This is a genomic window from Maritimibacter sp. 55A14, from assembly GCF_003122205.1.
Taxonomy (GTDB): domain Bacteria; phylum Pseudomonadota; class Alphaproteobacteria; order Rhodobacterales; family Rhodobacteraceae; genus QEYE01.
Map to the genome: position 1 here is coordinate 11,239 of NZ_QEYE01000015.1, position 17,028 is coordinate 28,266.

Annotated in this window: 17 protein-coding genes; 9 read left to right on the plus strand and 8 right to left on the minus strand. The window is 68.7% G+C overall.

The features are described from left to right. Positions 1 to 352 precede the first annotated feature (352 nt). Both DDZ14_RS13150 and DDZ14_RS13155 read left to right on the plus strand, forming a co-directional pair. A complete protein-coding gene (locus DDZ14_RS13150; protein ID WP_109425450.1) occupies positions 353 to 1,639 on the plus strand; it encodes a lipoprotein-releasing ABC transporter permease subunit in 1,287 nt (428 codons plus the stop codon). Then, on the plus strand, positions 1,632 to 2,312 hold the full coding sequence (locus tag DDZ14_RS13155; RefSeq protein WP_109425451.1) for an ABC transporter ATP-binding protein: 681 nt from the start codon (positions 1,632 to 1,634) through the stop codon (positions 2,310 to 2,312). The genes DDZ14_RS13150 and DDZ14_RS13155 overlap by 8 nt, the downstream gene beginning before the upstream one ends. A gap of 19 nt (positions 2,313 to 2,331) precedes the next feature. Here DDZ14_RS13155 and DDZ14_RS13160 read toward each other — a convergent pair whose 3' ends face one another. From DDZ14_RS13160 to clpS, 3 genes are read right to left on the minus strand one after another with little or no spacing between them, the layout of a single operon-like run. Then, positions 2,332 to 3,141 (minus strand): SDR family NAD(P)-dependent oxidoreductase, encoded by an 810-nt coding sequence (locus DDZ14_RS13160; RefSeq protein WP_109425452.1) that lies wholly within the window; start codon positions 3,139 to 3,141, stop codon positions 2,332 to 2,334. 4 nt (positions 3,142 to 3,145) lie between these two features. Continuing rightward, complete coding sequence (locus DDZ14_RS13165; protein WP_109425453.1) at positions 3,146 to 4,204, minus strand: class I SAM-dependent methyltransferase; 1,059 nt, start codon at positions 4,202 to 4,204, stop codon at positions 3,146 to 3,148. A gap of 21 nt (positions 4,205 to 4,225) precedes the next feature. Beyond that, positions 4,226 to 4,546: an ATP-dependent Clp protease adapter ClpS gene (gene clpS / locus DDZ14_RS13170; protein ID WP_199221344.1), complete on the minus strand. Its 321-nt coding sequence runs from the start codon at positions 4,544 to 4,546 to the stop codon at positions 4,226 to 4,228. Between the two features lie 119 nt (positions 4,547 to 4,665). On the opposite strand from clpS, the gene DDZ14_RS13175 reads away from it, so the two are divergent. Both DDZ14_RS13175 and DDZ14_RS13180 read left to right on the plus strand, forming a co-directional pair. Further along, complete coding sequence (locus tag DDZ14_RS13175) at positions 4,666 to 5,379, plus strand: HAD family hydrolase (RefSeq protein WP_109425455.1); 714 nt, start codon at positions 4,666 to 4,668, stop codon at positions 5,377 to 5,379. Between the two features lie 180 nt (positions 5,380 to 5,559). After that, positions 5,560 to 7,128: a D-alanyl-D-alanine carboxypeptidase family protein gene (locus DDZ14_RS13180; RefSeq protein WP_109425456.1), complete on the plus strand. Its 1,569-nt coding sequence runs from the start codon at positions 5,560 to 5,562 to the stop codon at positions 7,126 to 7,128. A gap of 16 nt (positions 7,129 to 7,144) precedes the next feature. Here DDZ14_RS13180 and DDZ14_RS13185 read toward each other — a convergent pair whose 3' ends face one another. The 3 genes from DDZ14_RS13185 to DDZ14_RS13195 are packed head-to-tail and all read right to left on the minus strand — an operon-like array spanning position 7,145 to position 9,279. After that, positions 7,145 to 8,146 (minus strand): P1 family peptidase, encoded by a 1,002-nt coding sequence (locus DDZ14_RS13185; protein ID WP_109425457.1) that lies wholly within the window; start codon positions 8,144 to 8,146, stop codon positions 7,145 to 7,147. 4 nt (positions 8,147 to 8,150) lie between these two features. After that, positions 8,151 to 8,501 (minus strand): cupin domain-containing protein, encoded by a 351-nt coding sequence (locus tag DDZ14_RS13190; protein WP_109425458.1) that lies wholly within the window; start codon positions 8,499 to 8,501, stop codon positions 8,151 to 8,153. Positions 8,502 to 8,511: 10 nt separating this feature from the next. Beyond that, positions 8,512 to 9,279 carry a glucose 1-dehydrogenase gene (locus tag DDZ14_RS13195; protein WP_109425459.1) on the minus strand — a complete coding sequence of 256 codons (768 nt, stop codon included), beginning with the start codon at positions 9,277 to 9,279 and terminating at the stop codon, positions 8,512 to 8,514. A 310-nt stretch (positions 9,280 to 9,589) separates the two neighbouring features. Between DDZ14_RS13195 and DDZ14_RS13200 the strand changes: the two genes are divergently transcribed. The 4 genes from DDZ14_RS13200 to panC all read left to right on the plus strand — a co-directional run bounded on the left by DDZ14_RS13200 (position 9,590) and on the right by panC (position 13,003). After that, positions 9,590 to 10,804, plus strand: coding sequence for an aminopeptidase P family protein (locus DDZ14_RS13200; protein WP_109425460.1), 1,215 nt, complete (start codon positions 9,590 to 9,592; stop codon positions 10,802 to 10,804). 165 nt (positions 10,805 to 10,969) lie between these two features. Then, positions 10,970 to 11,233 carry a hypothetical protein gene (locus DDZ14_RS13205; protein WP_233252577.1) on the plus strand — a complete coding sequence of 88 codons (264 nt, stop codon included), beginning with the start codon at positions 10,970 to 10,972 and terminating at the stop codon, positions 11,231 to 11,233. Positions 11,234 to 11,315: 82 nt separating this feature from the next. Then, entirely contained in the window at positions 11,316 to 12,152 is an 837-nt protein-coding gene (panB, locus tag DDZ14_RS13210; RefSeq protein ID WP_109425462.1) for a 3-methyl-2-oxobutanoate hydroxymethyltransferase, read from the plus strand. Beyond that, the gene (gene panC, locus DDZ14_RS13215) at positions 12,149 to 13,003 is read left to right on the plus strand and encodes a pantoate--beta-alanine ligase (protein ID WP_109425463.1); all 855 of its coding nucleotides are present in this window, start codon (positions 12,149 to 12,151) and stop codon (positions 13,001 to 13,003) included. The genes panB and panC overlap by 4 nt, the downstream gene beginning before the upstream one ends. A 61-nt stretch (positions 13,004 to 13,064) precedes the next feature. Here panC and DDZ14_RS13220 read toward each other — a convergent pair whose 3' ends face one another. Further along, a complete protein-coding gene (locus tag DDZ14_RS13220) occupies positions 13,065 to 14,354 on the minus strand; it encodes an acetylornithine deacetylase/succinyl-diaminopimelate desuccinylase family protein (protein ID WP_109425464.1) in 1,290 nt (429 codons plus the stop codon). Positions 14,355 to 14,484: 130 nt separating this feature from the next. On the opposite strand from DDZ14_RS13220, the gene DDZ14_RS13225 reads away from it, so the two are divergent. Continuing rightward, on the plus strand, positions 14,485 to 15,075 hold the full coding sequence (locus DDZ14_RS13225; protein WP_109425521.1) for a DUF1523 family protein: 591 nt from the start codon (positions 14,485 to 14,487) through the stop codon (positions 15,073 to 15,075). Positions 15,076 to 15,087: 12 nt separating this feature from the next. Here DDZ14_RS13225 and DDZ14_RS13230 read toward each other — a convergent pair whose 3' ends face one another. Next, complete coding sequence (locus tag DDZ14_RS13230) at positions 15,088 to 17,028, minus strand: aldehyde dehydrogenase family protein (RefSeq protein WP_158275526.1); 1,941 nt, start codon at positions 17,026 to 17,028, stop codon at positions 15,088 to 15,090.

Genomic DNA, 17,028 nt, shown 5'->3' on the forward strand with positions numbered 1-17,028 from the left:
CTCCCGGCGGATCGGCACGCTAGTGGCAGTGAACCCGGCCGGTACTCGTCTGCATGTGGCAGCATTGCCCCGGCGGCGAGCTTTTCCGGCATCCGCCGCCATGTCCTGCCTCGCGTGGCGCGTCCGTCTGGACACCTGCCGCAGGCAGCGCGGCCAATACGGCGCAGATCATGTATTTCAACATCGGGCGGGCCCCCCCATCCCTTGGCGACGCCGGGAAGCTTGACAGTTCGAAGCATTATGTCAATGACGCCGCCACGCGATTTGCGGGCCGGCAGGGTCCCCCGCGAGACGCCCTTGACCCCGGTCGCTGCCCGGCGCAGTGTCCCGCAACTTTTCTTCGGGAGGTCCGATGAGCGGCCGCACACGCCCCTTCGCGGGTTTCGAATGGATGATCGCCGCCCGTTACTTGCGGGCGCGCCGCGCCGAGGGCGGGGTCAGTGTGATGACCTGGATCAGCTTCATCGGCATTGCGCTGGCGGTCTTTGCGCTGATCGCCACGCTGGCGGTGCGCTCGGGCTTCCGGCATGAATTCGTGGCGACAATCCTGGGCGCGAATGCCCATGTCACGGTTTATTCCGCAACCCGCGTTACCGATACCGGCCAGGAGGTCCGCGTGCTGGAGGATTTCGACGCCGCCGCCGCGCGGGTCGCGGAACTGCCCGGCGTCACCCGCGTGGCGCCGCTGATCAAGGGACAGGTGATGGCGGCCAGCACCAGCCGCAACGCCGGGGTCGAGGTCTTCGGGATGCGCGCGGAGGATTTGCGCACGCTGCCGCTGATCTCCGATCCGCCGGAATCAGCCGGCGATCTGGACCGCTATGGCGAGGGCATCGCCATCGGCTCGGGCGTGGCGCGCGAACTTGGCGTCGGCGTGGGAGACCGGGTGCGGCTGATCTCGCCCAACGGGGTGAAGACGGCGTTTGGCACCTCGCCCCGCGTCAGCGCCTACGAGGTGGTCTATATCTTCTCGGTCGGCCGCTACGACATCGACCGCACCCGCGTCTACATGCCCTTCTCCGAGGCGCAGAGCTACTTCAACCGCGAGGGCGTGGCCGACGAGCTGGAGGTGATGGTGGCCGACCCCGACCGTGTCGACGCGATGGCGCCGCAGCTTTTGCAGGCGGCGGGCGAACATGCGCTGGTCTGGACCTGGCGCGACGCCTCGGGCGCCTTCCTGCGCGCGCTGGAGATGGAGGACAACGTGATGTTCATCATCCTGTCGATCCTGGTGCTGATCGCGGCGATGAACATCGTCTCGGGGCTCATCATGCTGGTGAAGAACAAGGGCCGCGACATCGGCATTCTGCGAACGATGGGCCTGACCGAGGGCGCGGTGCTGCGCGTATTCTTCATCTGCGGTGCGTCGGTGGGCGTGGCGGGCACGGTGCTGGGCGTCCTGCTGGGCTGCCTCTTCGCGATCTATATCGACCCGATCTTCAACGCCGTGAACTGGTTCGCCGGCGGCGGCGTCTGGGACCCGTCGGTGCGCTTCCTGTCACGCCTGCCCGCGCGGCTGGAATGGGGCGACGTGCTCTCGGCGGTGGCGCTGTCGCTGGGCCTGTCTTTCGGGGTGACGGTCTTTCCCGCGCGCCGGGCGGCGCGGATGAACCCGGTGGAGGCCCTGCGCTATGAATGACGCGCCGATGCTGCGGCTCGACGGGATCGGGAAGGTCTTCAACCGCGGCCTGCCGGGGGAGGTGCGCGTGCTCGATGGCGCGAGCCTCGACGTGGCCAAGGGCGAAGTCGTGGCGCTGGTCGCGCCGTCGGGCGCGGGCAAGTCAACGCTCCTGCATATCGCCGGGCTGCTCGACACCTGCGACCGGGGGCAGGTCGCCATCGGCGGGCAGGCGATGACGGGCATGAACGATGCCGCGCGCACCCGCGTGCGCCGACAGGCGGTGGGCTTCATCTACCAGTTCCATCACCTGTTGCCCGAGTTCAGCGCGGCCGAGAATGTAATGCTGCCGCAACTGGCCAACGGCGCCACGAAATCGGAGGCCGCAGCGCGCGCGGCGCGGCTGCTGGACCGCGTCGGTCTGGCGCCGCGCGCTGGCCACCGCCCGGCCGAGATGTCGGGCGGTGAGCAACAGCGCACCGCCTTTTGCCGGGCGCTGGCCAACAGCCCGCGCGTGCTGCTGGCGGACGAGCCCACGGGCAACCTCGATCCGGCCACCTCGGATCAGGTCTTCGACGCGCTGATGGAACTGGTGCGCGAGACCGGGCTCTCGGCGCTGATCGCCACCCACAACGCCGATCTGGCGGCGCGCATGGACCGCGTCGTGCATCTGGAGGACGGGCGGGTCTTGTGACGCACCACGCCCGCGCGCGTCAATGCGCCGAGGCCACCACCGCGTCCAGGATCGACCGGCCGCCATCCACCCGCAACACCTCGCCGGTGATGAAGCACGCGCTGTCGGAGGCCAGGAACTGCGCGGCCTCCGCGACCTCGCTGGCCGGGGCGATCCGCCCCAACGGGGTCGCGTCGCAGATCGCGTCGCGCAATCCCTTGTCGTCCTTCAGCGCCTTTTGCAGGCTGGCGCTCATCACCGAGCCGAAGGCGATCGCATTGACGCGGATGCGGTGCGGGGCCAGCGCCACGGCGAGTGAGCGCGTGGTCTGGTCCAGCGCCGCGCAACTGACGGAATAGGCCATCAGGTCTGGCCGGGTGCGCTGCCCCGCGACCGAGGAGAGGTTGACGATCGCGCCCACGCTGCCCTCGGTCTCGCCGGCTTCTTCGGCCTGCTGGATCATCCGTTCCGCCACCAGTTGCGAGAGCCGCAGGTTTGACAAGAGGTTCTGTTGCAGGAGGATGTCCATCGACTCGTCATTGCGGTCGAGCGGATCGGAGAACAACACCTGCCGGCTGCCGTTCACCAGGATGTCCACATGCTCGAACGCGTCGATCGTGGCCGAAAGCAGATTGGCCTGGGTCAGCTTCTCGCGGATGTCCCCGGCGAAGTAGCGCGCGGTGGAGGCGTCGGCGTCGGATTTGCCGATCTCGTCGCGCAGGCGCTCCTCGTCCATGTCGGCGAACATGACGTTGGCCCCGGCGTCGAGGAACTTGCGGGCGATGGCCAGGCCCACGCCATTGGCGGCCCCGGTTACGATGGCCGTCTTTCCGGCGATGGAGAAGGACATGGGATCAGGCTCCTGCTTTGTGTCCGCGGGGCGAGCTTACGGGCTTGCCGGCGCCCGCGCGAGAGGCGGATTTCGGGCGCCCGGCCTGGAGGATCTTGAAGGCGGGCGTTTCCCGCAGCGTGGCGAGTTCGGAAAAGCACTCGGCCAGCGTGCGCTCATAGGGCAACTGGCGGTTGGCGACCATCAGGAAGCGTCCGCCGGGGCGCAGCACGGCGGCGGCGGTCCGGATGAAGGCCTGACCCAGCCCCGGATCGGCGGCGCGGCCCTGGTGGAAGGGCGGATTGGAGATCACCCAGTCATAGGTAGCGCCGGTCCGCCACCCTGCCACGTCTTCCCAGAGAAACCGCGCGCGGGCGTCGCTGACGTTGCGGCGCGCGGCCTCCAGCGCGTCGTGCTCGCCCTCCACCAGGTCGAGCCCGGTAACCCCCGGATGGGCCAGCACGGCGGGCGCCAGCGCGCCCCAGCCCGCGCCCAGATCGGCCACAAGGCCCTTGAGCGATTGCGGCAGGCACTCGGCCAGCAAGGCGCTGCCCGCGTCGAGCCTGCCGGCCGAGAAGACGCCAGCCTGCGTCACCGCGCCGTCCGCGCCCGCGGTGGGTGCCGCGGCCGTGGCCCAGTCGGCGACCGCACCGGGCAGGGCGGCGGGGCGGGTCAGAACAAAGAGCTTGCCATGCGCCTTGGCGACCACGGCGGTCTCGCCCAGCGCGCGCTTGCAGGTCTTGAGCAAACTGTCGATCCCGTCGGTCTTCTGCCCGTCCACCGCGATGGGCGCATCGGCGGGCACCAGATGCAGCGCCGTGGCGATCAACCCCAGCGTCTGGGGCTTGGACCGGGTCGCGGCGACCAGCGCTGCGGCGTAAGGCCCCTCGGGCGCCACGGCACAATCGAAGCGGCGCGCCAGCGCGTCGAAATGCGGGCGGAAGCCCTGCACCACATGTAGCCGCTCGGCCGGAAGCGCCGAGAGGTCATGGTCGGGCCGCACGCGCAGCGCCGCAATGCGCCCTGCCGGTGGCACCGGGAATGTGCCGGTTTCCACGGCGAGGCTGATTCGGGAGGCTGTCATGGCCGGACGGCGCGGCGGCGCCTATTCCTTCTCCATCGTGCATTGCAGCGGATGCTGGTTGCGGCGTGCGAAATCCATCACCTGTGCCACCTTGGTCTCGGCGATCTCGTAGGAGAACACGCCGACCACCGCCACGCCCTTCTTATGGACGGTGAGCATGATCTCGACCGATTGCGCGTGGTTCAGGCCGAAGAAGCGTTCGAGCACATGCACAACGAACTCCATCGGCGTGTAGTCGTCGTTGAGCAGCAGAACCTTGTAGAGCGGCGGACGCTGGGTCTTCGGCTTGGTCTTGGTGATGACGGCCGATTCGCTGTCGCCGTCGCCGTCTTTGTCAGACATCAGGATCGGGGACAGTTTCACGCTGAGTTCTCCGTGGTAAAGGCTGCGAGTCACAAGGCCACTATATATTCTCGGGGAAATCCCTGAAAAGGGGCAGTGAAAGATTAGCCGGAGGTCCGATGCCCGCCCTCACCACGATCGGCTTCGACGCCGATGACACGCTTTGGCATAACGAGCGGTTCTTCCGCATGACGCAGGACCGCTTTCGCGCGCTGCTGGCAGATTTCGCCGCACCCGAGGATCTCGACGCGCGGCTCCTGGCGGCGGAGCGGCGCAACCTCGGCCATTACGGCTTCGGGGTGAAGGGTTTCACGCTTTCCATGATCGAGACCGCGGTCGAGGTGACCGAGGATCGCGTGCCCGCCGCAGTGATCCGCGAGATCATGTATTCCGGGCGCGAGATGCTGCGCCACCCGATCGAGCTTCTGCCCCACGCGGCAGAGGCCGTCGCGGCGCTGGCGGGCGAATTTCGGCTGGTGCTCATCACCAAGGGTGATCTTCTGGACCAGGAGCGCAAGCTCGCTCAGTCGGGGCTGGGGGAGATGTTCGATGCCGTCGAGATCGTGTCGGAGAAGACTGCCGGGACCTATACTCGCGCCTTCGCTACGCATGGCGACGGCGCGGAGCGTGCGATGATGGTGGGCAACTCGCTGCGCTCGGACGTGGTTCCGGCGATCGCGGCGGGATCCTGGGGCGTTCATATCCCGCATGAGATGACATGGGAGCTGGAGCACGATGAGCCGCCGCATGGCGCGCCGCGCTTCCGGGAACTCGGCGATCTGGGCGACTTGCCCGAACTGATCGGAACGCTCACCGGCCGATCGCCCATCTAGAGGTGACGCGGCCGGGAGTGCCCAGATATTGAAGTTGGGTGAGCGTTGGGTCAAAACCCATTGAAATTTAATATTTTCGCCCCTCTCTTCCTGTGCTAGTGTAATTTCAAATCAATGCGCCCACCGCGGCAAACGCGGGGGCCGAGGCAGGAACGAGCAGGTGCCTTGAAAAATCGGTGTATGCAGATTGCCCGTTGCGGGCTGATGGTCGTTGCGTTCTGCGTGGCGGCCGCGTCGTCACAGGCCGCACCCTATGCGGCAATTGTCATGGATGCGCGCAGCGGCGAGGTGCTCCATTCCCGCAATGCCGATACGCGGCTGCATCCGGCGTCGCTGACCAAGATGATGACGCTTTACGTGGTGTTCGAGGCAATCCGCAACGGCGAGATCACGCTCGACACGGAGGTGACGATCTCCCGCAAGGCCGCGGCCGAGCCGCCCTCGAAACTGGGTCTGCGCGCCGGGCAGAAAATCAAGCTGCGCTACCTGATCCGCGCGGCCTCGGTGAAATCCGCGAATGACGCCGCTACGGCGCTGGGCGAGGCCATCGAGGGCAGCGAGGCGGCCTTCGCGCGGCGCATGAACCGCACCGCGAAGGCGCTGGGAATGACGCGCACCACCTTCAAAAACGCCCACGGGCTGACCGAATCCGGGCATCTCTCCACTGCACGCGACATGACGATCATGGGCCGCAGCCTGTTCTACCATTACCCGGAATACTACAATCTCTTTTCACGCCATTCGACCCATGCCGGGTTGAAGACCGTCTACAACACCAACCGCCGTTTTCTGGCCGCATATCGTGGCGCCGACGGGATCAAGACCGGATATACGCGCGCGGCGGGCTTCAACCTGGTCTCCTCGGCCGAACGCGGCGGCGAGCGGATCATCGCCACGGTCTTCGGGGGACGCTCCACCGCCGACCGCAATGCGCGGGTGGCGGAGTTGCTGGACATGGGCTTCAAGCGCGCGCCAACGCGCGTCGCCGTGCGCGAGCCCGCGCGGCCCTCCTATTCCGGCAGTGGCACCCGGTACGCGCTGGCCGTCCCCCAGAGCCGCCGTCCCGCGCCGCGTCCGGTGGCACCCTCGGCGGTGCTGGCGGCGATGCAGAGCGATATCGAGAGGGCCGTGGCCGAGGCCGCAGCCGCACCGGCGCCCGCCGCGGTGGCGCAGGCGGCCGAATCCGACGCGCGGCCCGAAAGCGTGGTCGCCGAGGTGGAAGCGGTCGTGCAGGTCGAGGTGGCCGAAGCGGCACCTTCCGATCCGGCGCCGGAACCGCGTCCGTCGGACACGGCCTCGACGCAGGACGCGCCGCTGGTGGTCGTGCAAGCCGCCACGAAAAACTCGCCCAGCCCCGCGCCGCGGCCGCAGCGGATCGCCAGTGCCGAGCCGGTGGAGGCCCAGGGCAGCGCGCAGCCGCAGCCGGTCGCCCGGCCGGAGGAAGAGGCGCTCGTCCAACAGGCCGCGCTCGCCGAGCCCGAGCAGGAGGTTGTTACCCGCGCTTCGTCCTCCGGCGGGCGGCTCTGGGCGATCAACCTGGGCGAGCAGCCCTCGCGCTACCATGCCGAGAAACTGCTGCTGAAGACGGCGCTTCAGGAACTCGACACGCTCGACGAGGCGCTGCGCAAGGTCGTCAAGCGGCCCGGCGGCTACGAGGCGCGTTTCGTAGGGCTGAGCCAGACCGAGGCCGAATATGCCTGCGCGCGGCTCTCGGCGCGTAGCGTGAGTTGCAGCACCGACGGGCCCTGAGCCGCCGAGCCCGCCCTCAGTTCTCGGAAAACCGCGCCTGCCAGCACGGCACGGTATCGCCTGGCGCGGGCCGGGCTGCGTGAACCCCGCGCGCGATCGCCCGAGTCAGGCAGAGCGCCGCCGCATGGCCGAGCCGCAGCGTATCGCCGGCGGGATCGCCCAGCGCCCGCGCCCCCGTCGCCGCCACGAAGACCAGATCGCCGTCGAAGGGCGTGTGACTGGGCACAATCGCGCGCGACATGCCGTCATGGGCGGCGATGGCCAGGCGCGTGGCCTCGGCCTTGCGCAGCGCGGCATCGGTGGCCACGATGGCAATGGTCGTGTTGCCGCCCGCCGCACCCGGTCCGGGCAGCGCGGGTTCGGCAAAGGGATTCCAGCTTGGCGCGGGGCCCAGGCCGCCGAATTCCGTGCCCATCTCGAAAGGCGCGGCCCAGAAATTGCGCTGCCCCTGCTGCACCACCGAGCCCAGCGCGTTGACCGCCACCAGCGCGCCCACGGTGTGGCCGCTCTCCAGCACCACCGACGCCGAGCCGAGCCCGCCCTTCAGATCGAGCGTCGTGGCCCCCAGCCCGGCGCCGGCACTGCCGATCTCGAAGGTCTCCGCGGCGGCCTCGAGCGCGGCGGCGCCCAGCGCCTTGTAGGGGTTCTCCGTCCAGTTCTTGTCGCCGCCATTGAGTAGGTCGAAAAGGATCGCGCCGGGTACGATGGGCACCCGCGCCGCACCCACGGGGAAGCCCCGTCCCTGTGCGGCCAGCGCGTCGGCTACGCCCGAAGCCGCGTCGAGCCCGAAGGCCGAGCCCCCGGCCAGCACCAGCGCGTCGGCCTTCTGCACCAGCCGGTCGGGAGCAAGGAGATCCGTCTCCCGCGTGCCGGGCGCCCCGCCCATCACATGCACGGCGGCGGTGAAGGGCGCGTCGCCCACCAGCACGCTGACCCCGGATTTGAGCCGCTCGGATCCCGCGTTGCCGACCTTCAGGCCGGGCACGTCGGTAATCAGGTTGCGCTGTCCGGGGCGCATCGGTTCAGATCCGCGGCTTCGGCGCAGCGGTGGCCGGATCGCCGGTATTGGGCGTGCCGCGCGGCTCGATCAGTAGAAGCTTTGCCTCGGTCTCGGCGCGGGGCCGGTGGCGAACGCCCGCGGGGACCACGAAAAGCTCGCCGGGGCCGAGCCTGTGGGTCGCGTCGGCCACATCCAGCAGCACCTCGCCTTCCAGAACCAGGAAGAAATCATCGGTGTCGGGATGTTCGTGAAACGGAAATTCCCCCTGGACCTTCACCACCATCACGTCATTGCCATTGAAATCCGCGACCACGCGGGGGCTCCGGTGGTCGTCGAACGCGGCCAGTTTGCGGGCCAGGTTCACTTTCTCCATGGTCTCTTCCTCATATGCAGCGCCCGCCGTCCACTTCCAGCACCGCACCGGTGATCATGGATGCCTCGTCGGAGCACAGGAACACCGCCGCATTACCCATGTCGGCGGGGGTGGAAAAACGTCCGAGCGGGATCGTGGCGAGGAACTTCGCGCGCATCTGTGGCGTATCCTCGCCCAGGAATTGCGGCAGAAGCGGCGTGTCCCCGGCCACCGGGGCCAGTGCGTTGACGCGGATGCCCGCTTCCGCAAGCTCCACAGCCATCGTCTTCGTTGCAGTGATCATCCAGCCCTTGGAGGCATTGTACCAGTTCAGCCCGGTGCGCGGGCTGATCCCGGCGGTCGAGGCCATGTTCAGGATCGCGCCGCCCCCCGTCGCCTTCATCGCCGGCACCAACGCCCGCGCGGCCAGGTAGACGGATTTGCAGTTCACCGCGAAGACCCGGTCGAAGGCGTCTTCGTCCACCTCTTCCAGCGGGCCGCGGCGATGGGTGATCCCGGCATTGTTGACGAGGATATCCATCCGGTCCCAGGCCGCAAGCGCGGCACGCGCCAGTCCCGCCATGCTTTCGCCATCGGCCACGTCTACCGTCTGCGCCCGCCCGCCGATCTCCGCCGCGACGGCGGCGGCAGATTCGGCGTCGATATCGGCCACCATGACACTTGCGCCCTCGGCCGCGAACTTGCTTGCGATCCCGGCGCCGAAACCCGACCCGCCGCCGGTCACGATCGCGGTCTTTCCGGCAAGCCGTCCTCTACGGGGGGCGCGGGTCTCAGTCATCGTCGGTCACCTGCCAGGTCTCGGGGCTGAGCGTGGGTGTGGGCCCGCAGCGGGGAGGGTCCGGTGCCGAACCTAGCAGCAACGCGCCGCTGCCGTCCATCTTATCGAACCTGGCCATGGTCCGCGTGGCGCATGTCGCAAACAGGCTTGCGCGCTTGTGCAGCCCGGTCTAGATCGGCCCCGAGCCTGTGGCGATGGCGTCGCCACACCGGACATGTCCGGCAGCTCGCGGGCCGCGCGCCCGCCTGCGTCCTGAACGCCGGGACCTCTTCAATGGGGCCCGGTGCGGCCTCGATACCGGAGGTCGAACATGACTGATACCCAACGTCCCGAATTCTACCGTTTCCACAATGGCGAGAAGGCCCCGCTGCCCTTCGAGGCCGTGGAATACGAGGCCCGTCTGGACGGGCTGCGCCGGATCATGCGGGCCGACGGGGTGGAGGCCGCAGTGTTCACCTCGATGCACAATATCGCCTTTTACTCGGGCTTTCTCTACTGTTCCTTCGGGCGGCCCTATGGCCTTGTAGTGACGGAAAGCGATTGCGTCACGATCAGCGCGGGCATCGACGCGGGCCAGCCCTGGCGGCGCTGCCACGGCGACAATCTCACCTATACCGACTGGGCGCGCGACAATTACTGGCGCGCGATCCGATCGGTCACGGGCGAGGGGCGCGTCGTGGGATATGAGGGCGATCATCTGACGCTGATGCAGCGCGACAAGCTGGAGGGTTTCCTGAAACCCGCCGCCATGCACGATCTGGCCCCGGCCACCATGCGCCAGCGAATGCGCAAATCCGAGGCCGAGATCGCGCTCATACGTGCCTGCGCGCAGGTGGCGGATGTGGGCGGCTATGCAATCCGCGACGCGGTCACGATCAGCGCGCGCGAGATCGACATCGCCATGGCCGGGCGCGACGCGATGGAACTGGAGATCGCGCTTCGCTTTCCCAATGCCGAATATCGCGACACGTGGGTCTGGTTCCAGTCCGGCATCAACACCGACGGCGCGCATAATCCGGTGACGGCGCGCAAGATCGAGCGCGGCGATATCCTGTCCCTCAACACCTTCCCGATGGTCTCGGGCTATTACGTGGCGCTCGAACGCACCATGTTCGCGGGTGAGGTGGACGCGGCCAGCCTGAAGATCTGGCAGGCCAATATCGCCGCCCATGAATACGGTATGTCGCTGCTGAAACCCGGTGTGAGTTGCGCCGAGGTGACGTATCGGATCAACGCCTTCCTCGCCGAACGCGACCTGCTGCAATACCGCACCTTCGGCTACGGCCATTCCTTCGGCATCCTCAGCCATTACTACGGCCGCGAGGCGGGGCTGGAACTGCGCGAGGATATCGACACGCTGCTGGAGCCCGGCATGGTCATCTCGATGGAGCCGATGCTGACGCTCGGCGCGGACCTGCCGGGCGCCGGCGGCTACCGCGAACACGATATCCTGGTGATCACTTCGGATGGCAACGAGAACATCACCGGTTACCCCTACGGCTCCGGGTTCAACGTGGTTGGGTGATCCACGGCGTGCGCGGGTCCCGCATGCGCTTAGGCGAAGCCTCGCTTGTGTGGTAAGATAGCGGGCCGCCTTTGCCGCGGCCCGTTTCCCATTTCCGTTGTGTGGTTCTTTTCCAATCATCGAGAGAGCGAGGACGCCATGTTTGCACGCGTAACCGAATACCGCATGAAACCGGATTCAATCGAAGCTGCCGAAGCCCTGCTCAACAAGCTCAAGTCGCGGATCATGTCGATGAAGGGCATGCATCAGTTCATCAACGTGATGGGCGAGGATGGCCGCGGCTATGTCGTGGCCCTCGTCGAGAGCAAGGAAACCTCCGACGCCAACCTGGAAACCGTCCGGGCCATCTGGGGAGAGTTCGCCGACATGCTGGCGGAACCCCCGAAGCCTGCAGGCTTTCATGTGCTGATGAACGAGACGCGGGCCTGACCAATCCCGCGCTGGGCTCTGGTTTCTTCTGCGCCGCGGCGTTAAAAGGGCGGTAAGCAGACGCATGCCCCGGAGCCTTTCCATGAGCGTATCGAAGAGCCTGCGCGCGCCGACCCCGGCGGACATTCTCGCCCGCAAGGGCGGCGACCCCCTGGTGGTGCTGACCGCCTATACCACGCCGATCGCGCGGCTGGTGGACCCGCATTGCGACATCGTGCTGGTGGGCGACAGCCTGGGCATGGTCGTGCACGGGATGGACAGCACGCTGGGCGTGACGATGGAAATGATGATCCTGCACGGCCAGGCCGCCGCGCGCGGGACGAAATCGGCGATGCTGGTCATCGACATGCCGTTCGGCAGCTACGAGGAAAGCCCCGAGCAGGCCTTCGCCAATGCCGCCGAAGTGATGCGGCAGACCGGCTGCGCCGCGGTCAAGCTCGAAGGCGGGCAGCACATGGCCGACACGATCCGTTTCCTGACCGCCCGTGGTGTGCCGGTGATGGCGCATGTGGGGCTCACCCCGCAGGCCATCAACACGCTGGGCGGCTACAAGGTGCAGGGCCGCGACGCGGATGCCGCGCGCGTGCTGGAGGATGCCCGCGCCGTGGCTGCCGCCGGCGCCTTCTCGGTGGTGCTGGAGAAAGTCACCGCGCCGCTGGCCACCGAGATCACCCGCGCCATCGCCATCCCCACGATCGGCATCGGCGCCTCGGTCGATTGCGACGGGCAGGTTCTGGTGGTCGATGACATGCTGGGGCTCTTCACCGAGTTCAAGCCGAAATTCGCCAAGCGCTACGCTGAACTGGGCGATCACGCCTCCGACGCCATCGCGCGCTACGCCGCCGAGGTGCGCGCCCGCACCTTCCCCGCGCCGGAGCATGTCTACGGCCTCGAGACGTCCGGGGCGCCGAAGCCGTGAGCGTGCCGATCGAGCGCAGTCGCGCGCGCCTCAGGGCGGCGGTCGCGGGCTGGAAGGCTGCGGGCGCGCGGGTCGGCGTGGTGCCCACGATGGGGGCGCTCCATGCCGGTCACATAAGCCTGGTGGAGGCCGCCCGCGCGGCCTGCGACCGGGTTGTCGTGACGCTCTTCATCAATCCCCGGCAGTTCAACAACCCCGCCGACCTGGAAAGCTATCCGCGCACCGAGGTCTCCGATGCCGCCAAGCTGGCGCCGCTCGGGGTCGATCTGCTCTATGTCCCCGACCCCGACCAGATCTATCCCGAGGGCTTCGCCACGAATGTCTCTGTGGGGGGGATCAGCGACGGGCTGTGCGGTGCGCACCGGCCCGGCCATTTCGACGGGGTGGCCACGGTCGTCACCAAGCTCCTGTTGCAAACCGGGGCCGAGCGCGCCTTTTTCGGCGAGAAGGACTACCAGCAACTCCTGATCGTGCGCCGGCTGGTGCGCGACCTGGACATTCCCTGCACGATCACCGGCTGTCCGACGGTGCGTGAGCCCGACGGTCTGGCGCTGTCATCGCGCAACGCGCGCCTCGACGCGACCGCGCGCGCCATCGCGCCGGCGCTCAACTGCGCCATGCTTGGCGCGGCGGCGGCGCTGGCACAGGGCGCAGCCGCGGCGCCCGCGCTCGCGGCCGCCCGCCAGGACATCCGCGCCGCCGGCTTCGACGAGGTGGAATATCTGGAGCTGCGCGATGCCGCCACGCTCGCCCCCGTCGAAACCGCCGACCGGCCCGCCCGGCTCCTCGCCGCCGCCTGGGTGGGCGGGGTACGGCTCATCGACAATATCGCCGTGCCGCCGGACACCTGACCTCCCTTCATCTTTCCAAAAATACTCAAACCCGCGGCCGCCTCCCGCGCGACGGGGAGGATCAGCGCACGAGCAGTTCCGCCAGCGTCAGCGCCATGACCCCGGCGCTGTCGACCATGTCGTCGATGCCGACCCATTCGTCGGGCTGATGCGCGAGGTCGAGGATGCCCGGCCCGTAGGCGATGCAATTATGCATCCGCCCGATCCGGTCGATGTGCTTCTGGTCATAGGTGCCGGGCGAGACCACGTATTCGGGCGCGCGCGCCAGAACCCGCTCGATCGCGGCGGCCACGCTTGTCACGATCGGTGCCTCGCGCGCGGTCATGCTGGGCAGCACCTCGAACATGTCCCGGATCTCGTAGGAAAAGTCGGGTCGCTCGGCTTTCACATGCTCCATCATGGCGGCGATCTCGGCCTTGACGGTGGCGATATCCTCCTCGATCAGGAAGCGCCGGTCGATCACGATGCGGCAGCGGTCGGGCACGCAGGGCGCCGGGAAGCCGTCATAGCCCGGTTCCGGTTCCGGCTCGCCGCCATGGATCGAGTTGATGTTGAGCGTGGAGTGCCGCGCGCCCTCGGGCACCACCGGCATCGCCGTGCGGCGCGAAGCCAGGAGCGGCATGAGGTGGCGCTCGATCTCCTCCAGGACGGCGCCCATGTGGCGCACCGCGCAATCGCCCAGGAACGGCATCGAGCCATGCGCGATCCGGCCCTGCGTCTCGATCTCGGCCCACCAGACGCCGCGATGCCCCAGGCAGATGCGATCCTTGCCCAGCGGTTCGGGGATGATGACATGCTGCACGCGCTCCGGTGTGAAATAGCCTTTCTCGGCCAGCCAGGCGACACCGCCATAGCCCCCCGATTCCTCGTCCGCCGTTCCCGATATCTCGATCGCGCCTGCGAAATCCGGGTGCCGCGCCAGGAAGGACTCGGCCGCCACGATGGAGGCGGCGAGCCCGCCCTTCATGTCGCAGGCACCGCGGCCGTAGACGCGGCCGTCCCTGAGTTCGCCGCCGAAGGGATCGACGCTCCAGCCGTGGCCGACCTCCACCACATCGGTATGACTGTTGAAATGCACGCAGTCGCCGGGTCGCGCGCCGTCGCGCCGGGCGATGATGTTCCAGCGCGGGTGGCGGTCGCTGTCGGCGCGCGCGCCGGTGGCGCGGACAAGTTCGGTCTTGAAGCCCGCGCGCCGCAGCCGCGCATCCAGATATTCGCAAATATCGCGATAATGCCGCCCCGGCGGGTTCAAAGTGGGGATGCGGATCAGTTCCTGCGTGAGCGTCACCAGATCGTCGCGCCGCCGCGCGATCTCGGCCAGGAGCGGGTCTTGGGGTCTGTCGGCATCCATGGTCCGAACCTAGCCCCGCGCCCGTCCTGCGACAATCGCCTTCTTCCCGATCGCCGCGCCGACCCCATATCGCCCACTGGCGGAGATGCGGGCGCTCTGGTATCGAACGCGGCAAGGCATGGAGGCGTCGATGCGTTACGTGAAATTCGGAATATCCGCGGTCCTGATCCTGATCGTGGCAGGCTTCCTGCATTACATCCTGCCGCAGCGCGACGTGGTGCAGATCGTCGGCACCGATGTCATCCGCCGCGACGTGGAAAGCTCAGATGGGCGGATCCTCTCGCAGGACGTGCGCTACATCAACGCGCGCACCGATGGCGGCGAGAGCCGCGAGTACCGCAACGAGGATACCGGCTGGGGTTTTCCCTTCTACTTCAAGTTCGACAGCGGCAAGCTGGCCGCCGAGGCGCAATCCATGGCCAAGGATGACGGCTGGGTTGCCGTGACCCATTACGGCTGGCGCATCACCTTCCTGTCGATGTACCCGAACGCGGTGAAGCTCAAACCGGTGGCCGGGCCGGATGTCCGGCTGATCCCGTGGTTCAACATCGTCTTCCTGATCGTTCTGGCGGCGGCGATCTTCGCGATCTGGCGGCGCATCCAGCGTTTCCGCGAGAACCGGATCGACCCGGTTCTCGATGATCTCGACCGAAGCTGGGACGAGACCACGGAAAGCGCGAGCGGATTCTGGCAACGGCTCAGGGACCGTTTCCGCAGGTAGCGGTGCGCGGGCTCAGCCGCCCGGCAGCCAGAGGCGCTGCCGCCGGTTGGCGCGGCGCATGAGTTCCGCGTCATCGCGTAGCGCACTGGCATCGGCGCACCAGGTTGCGCACTCCCGCGTCTGAGCGTCAGCGTCGGGACAGAAGCACCAGAGCGCATCGAGCCCCCGCGCGGCGGCAAGCCGTCCGGGCGTAAGCGGCAGGAGCTGGACCAGCCCCTCGGGCAGCCCTCTCATAATGGCGCTGGACAAGGCCTGCGGACCCTCACTGCTGACCGAGACGACCAGCCCGTTACCGCAGCCCGCCGCGATGGCGACCAGACTTGCGATATCTGCCGCGCTCGTGTCCGATCCCAGGATCGCGCCGATCACCCCATGCGGCCGCGCGATCTCCAGTGCCAGCCCCCCGCCGGGCGCAAGCAGGGCCGCGGAGGGCGGCATGGTGGCCAGAGCCGCGCCCGCGCAAAGCCGCGCGGCGGCGTCGGGGTCGGACGCGGCGAGTGCCTCGGCGCAGGCGGCCAGCCGGTCGGCGCGCGCCCCGGCATCGAGCGCCGCCCAGCCGGGCTGCGCCGCACGGGCGGCCGCACTCGCAGCGGCCCCGTCCCCGGTTCCCGCCGCGGGTGGGCCGCTCGGGACATCGGGCATCCCGTCGGGCCGGGTGAAGGCGGCCGGCTCCTCCGGCATGATCGACCCCAGGCCGTCATTCACCACGACCTTCCGTGCGGCCAGCGCCAGCGCGGTCGTCTGCGCGGTGGCGCCGCATTCGCTCCAGACCCAGGCGTTGCGCGCAGGCTGCATCCCGCCTGCCAGCGCGATGGCCTCGCCAAGGGTGCGGAACGTCATGCTGCGCAGCACCGGCCCCCGGATGCCGGACTGCATCGCGGCGGCGGCGGGCGCGAGCCCCGTCAGCAGCACCGGGGCGTGGTAGCGGCCTGTTTCGGGCAGGGGCAGGGCGGCCCGATACACCTCCGCGCCCTCGTCACGGGCCACATCGCAGAACTCGTCGAGCGCTCCGGCATGTGCCAGCGGGCCGAGATCCGTGCCTTGATCCAGCGGATCGCCGGGGCAGAGCCGCGCCATCCGGTCGCGGAGGCGGCTGTGAAACGCCTCTGCCACGCCCTCCTGCACCAGGAGCCGCGTCGCGTCCGCCGCCTTCTGTCCGCCCGTGGCCCAAAGCGTGTCGTCGAGCGCGGCCACGGCGCTGTCCAGATCGGCATCGGCATGGACGATGGTCAGCCCGGAGGCCGGGCCGGGGGCGGGCGTGTCCGGGCAGATCACGCCCTCCGCCGTCGCCAGCGCGTCGGCCTCGCAGCAGAGGACGCAGAAGACCCCGCCCGGCAGCCCCGCCGCGCGGGCGAGCCCGGCGACGCAGAACGCGGCCAGTGCGGCGCCCGGCGGCGTGTGCAGGACCGCCGCATTGCCTGCCGCGAGCGCGGGCGCGGCGCGTGCCAGCCAGTCCTCCGGGCCGTCGAGCGGGTCGGAGAGCAGCCCGACCACGCCGAGCGCCTGCCGGCCGGTCCCCGGTGCCCGCCCGCCTTCGGCGGCGCGCGCGGCGGCGTGCAGATGATCCAGCGCGCGAGGCAGGTCGCGGCCCCGCGTCACACGCCAGGGCAGGCCGGTCTCCAGGCTGCGGAGCACTGCCAGCAAATCGAGCTCCGCCTTGAGCGCCGCGCCGAAGGCCCGCAGCGCCCCGGCCCGCGCGAAGCCCGGCAGCGCCGCCCAGCCCGCCTGCGCGCCGCGTGCCCCGGCGATGGCGTTGGCGATGTCGGACGCTCCGGCTTGCGTGATCCGCGCCAGCACCACGCCGGTTGCGGGATTGGCGATCTCCACCGCCGCGCCGCCGCCCGCGCACGGCCCTTCCACCGTCACCATGCCCAGCTGTCCGGCATGGTCCGCCAGCCAGCCAATGGCGGGCTTTGCGCCGACGGGGTGCGTGCCCCTTTCCAGTCTCTCCAT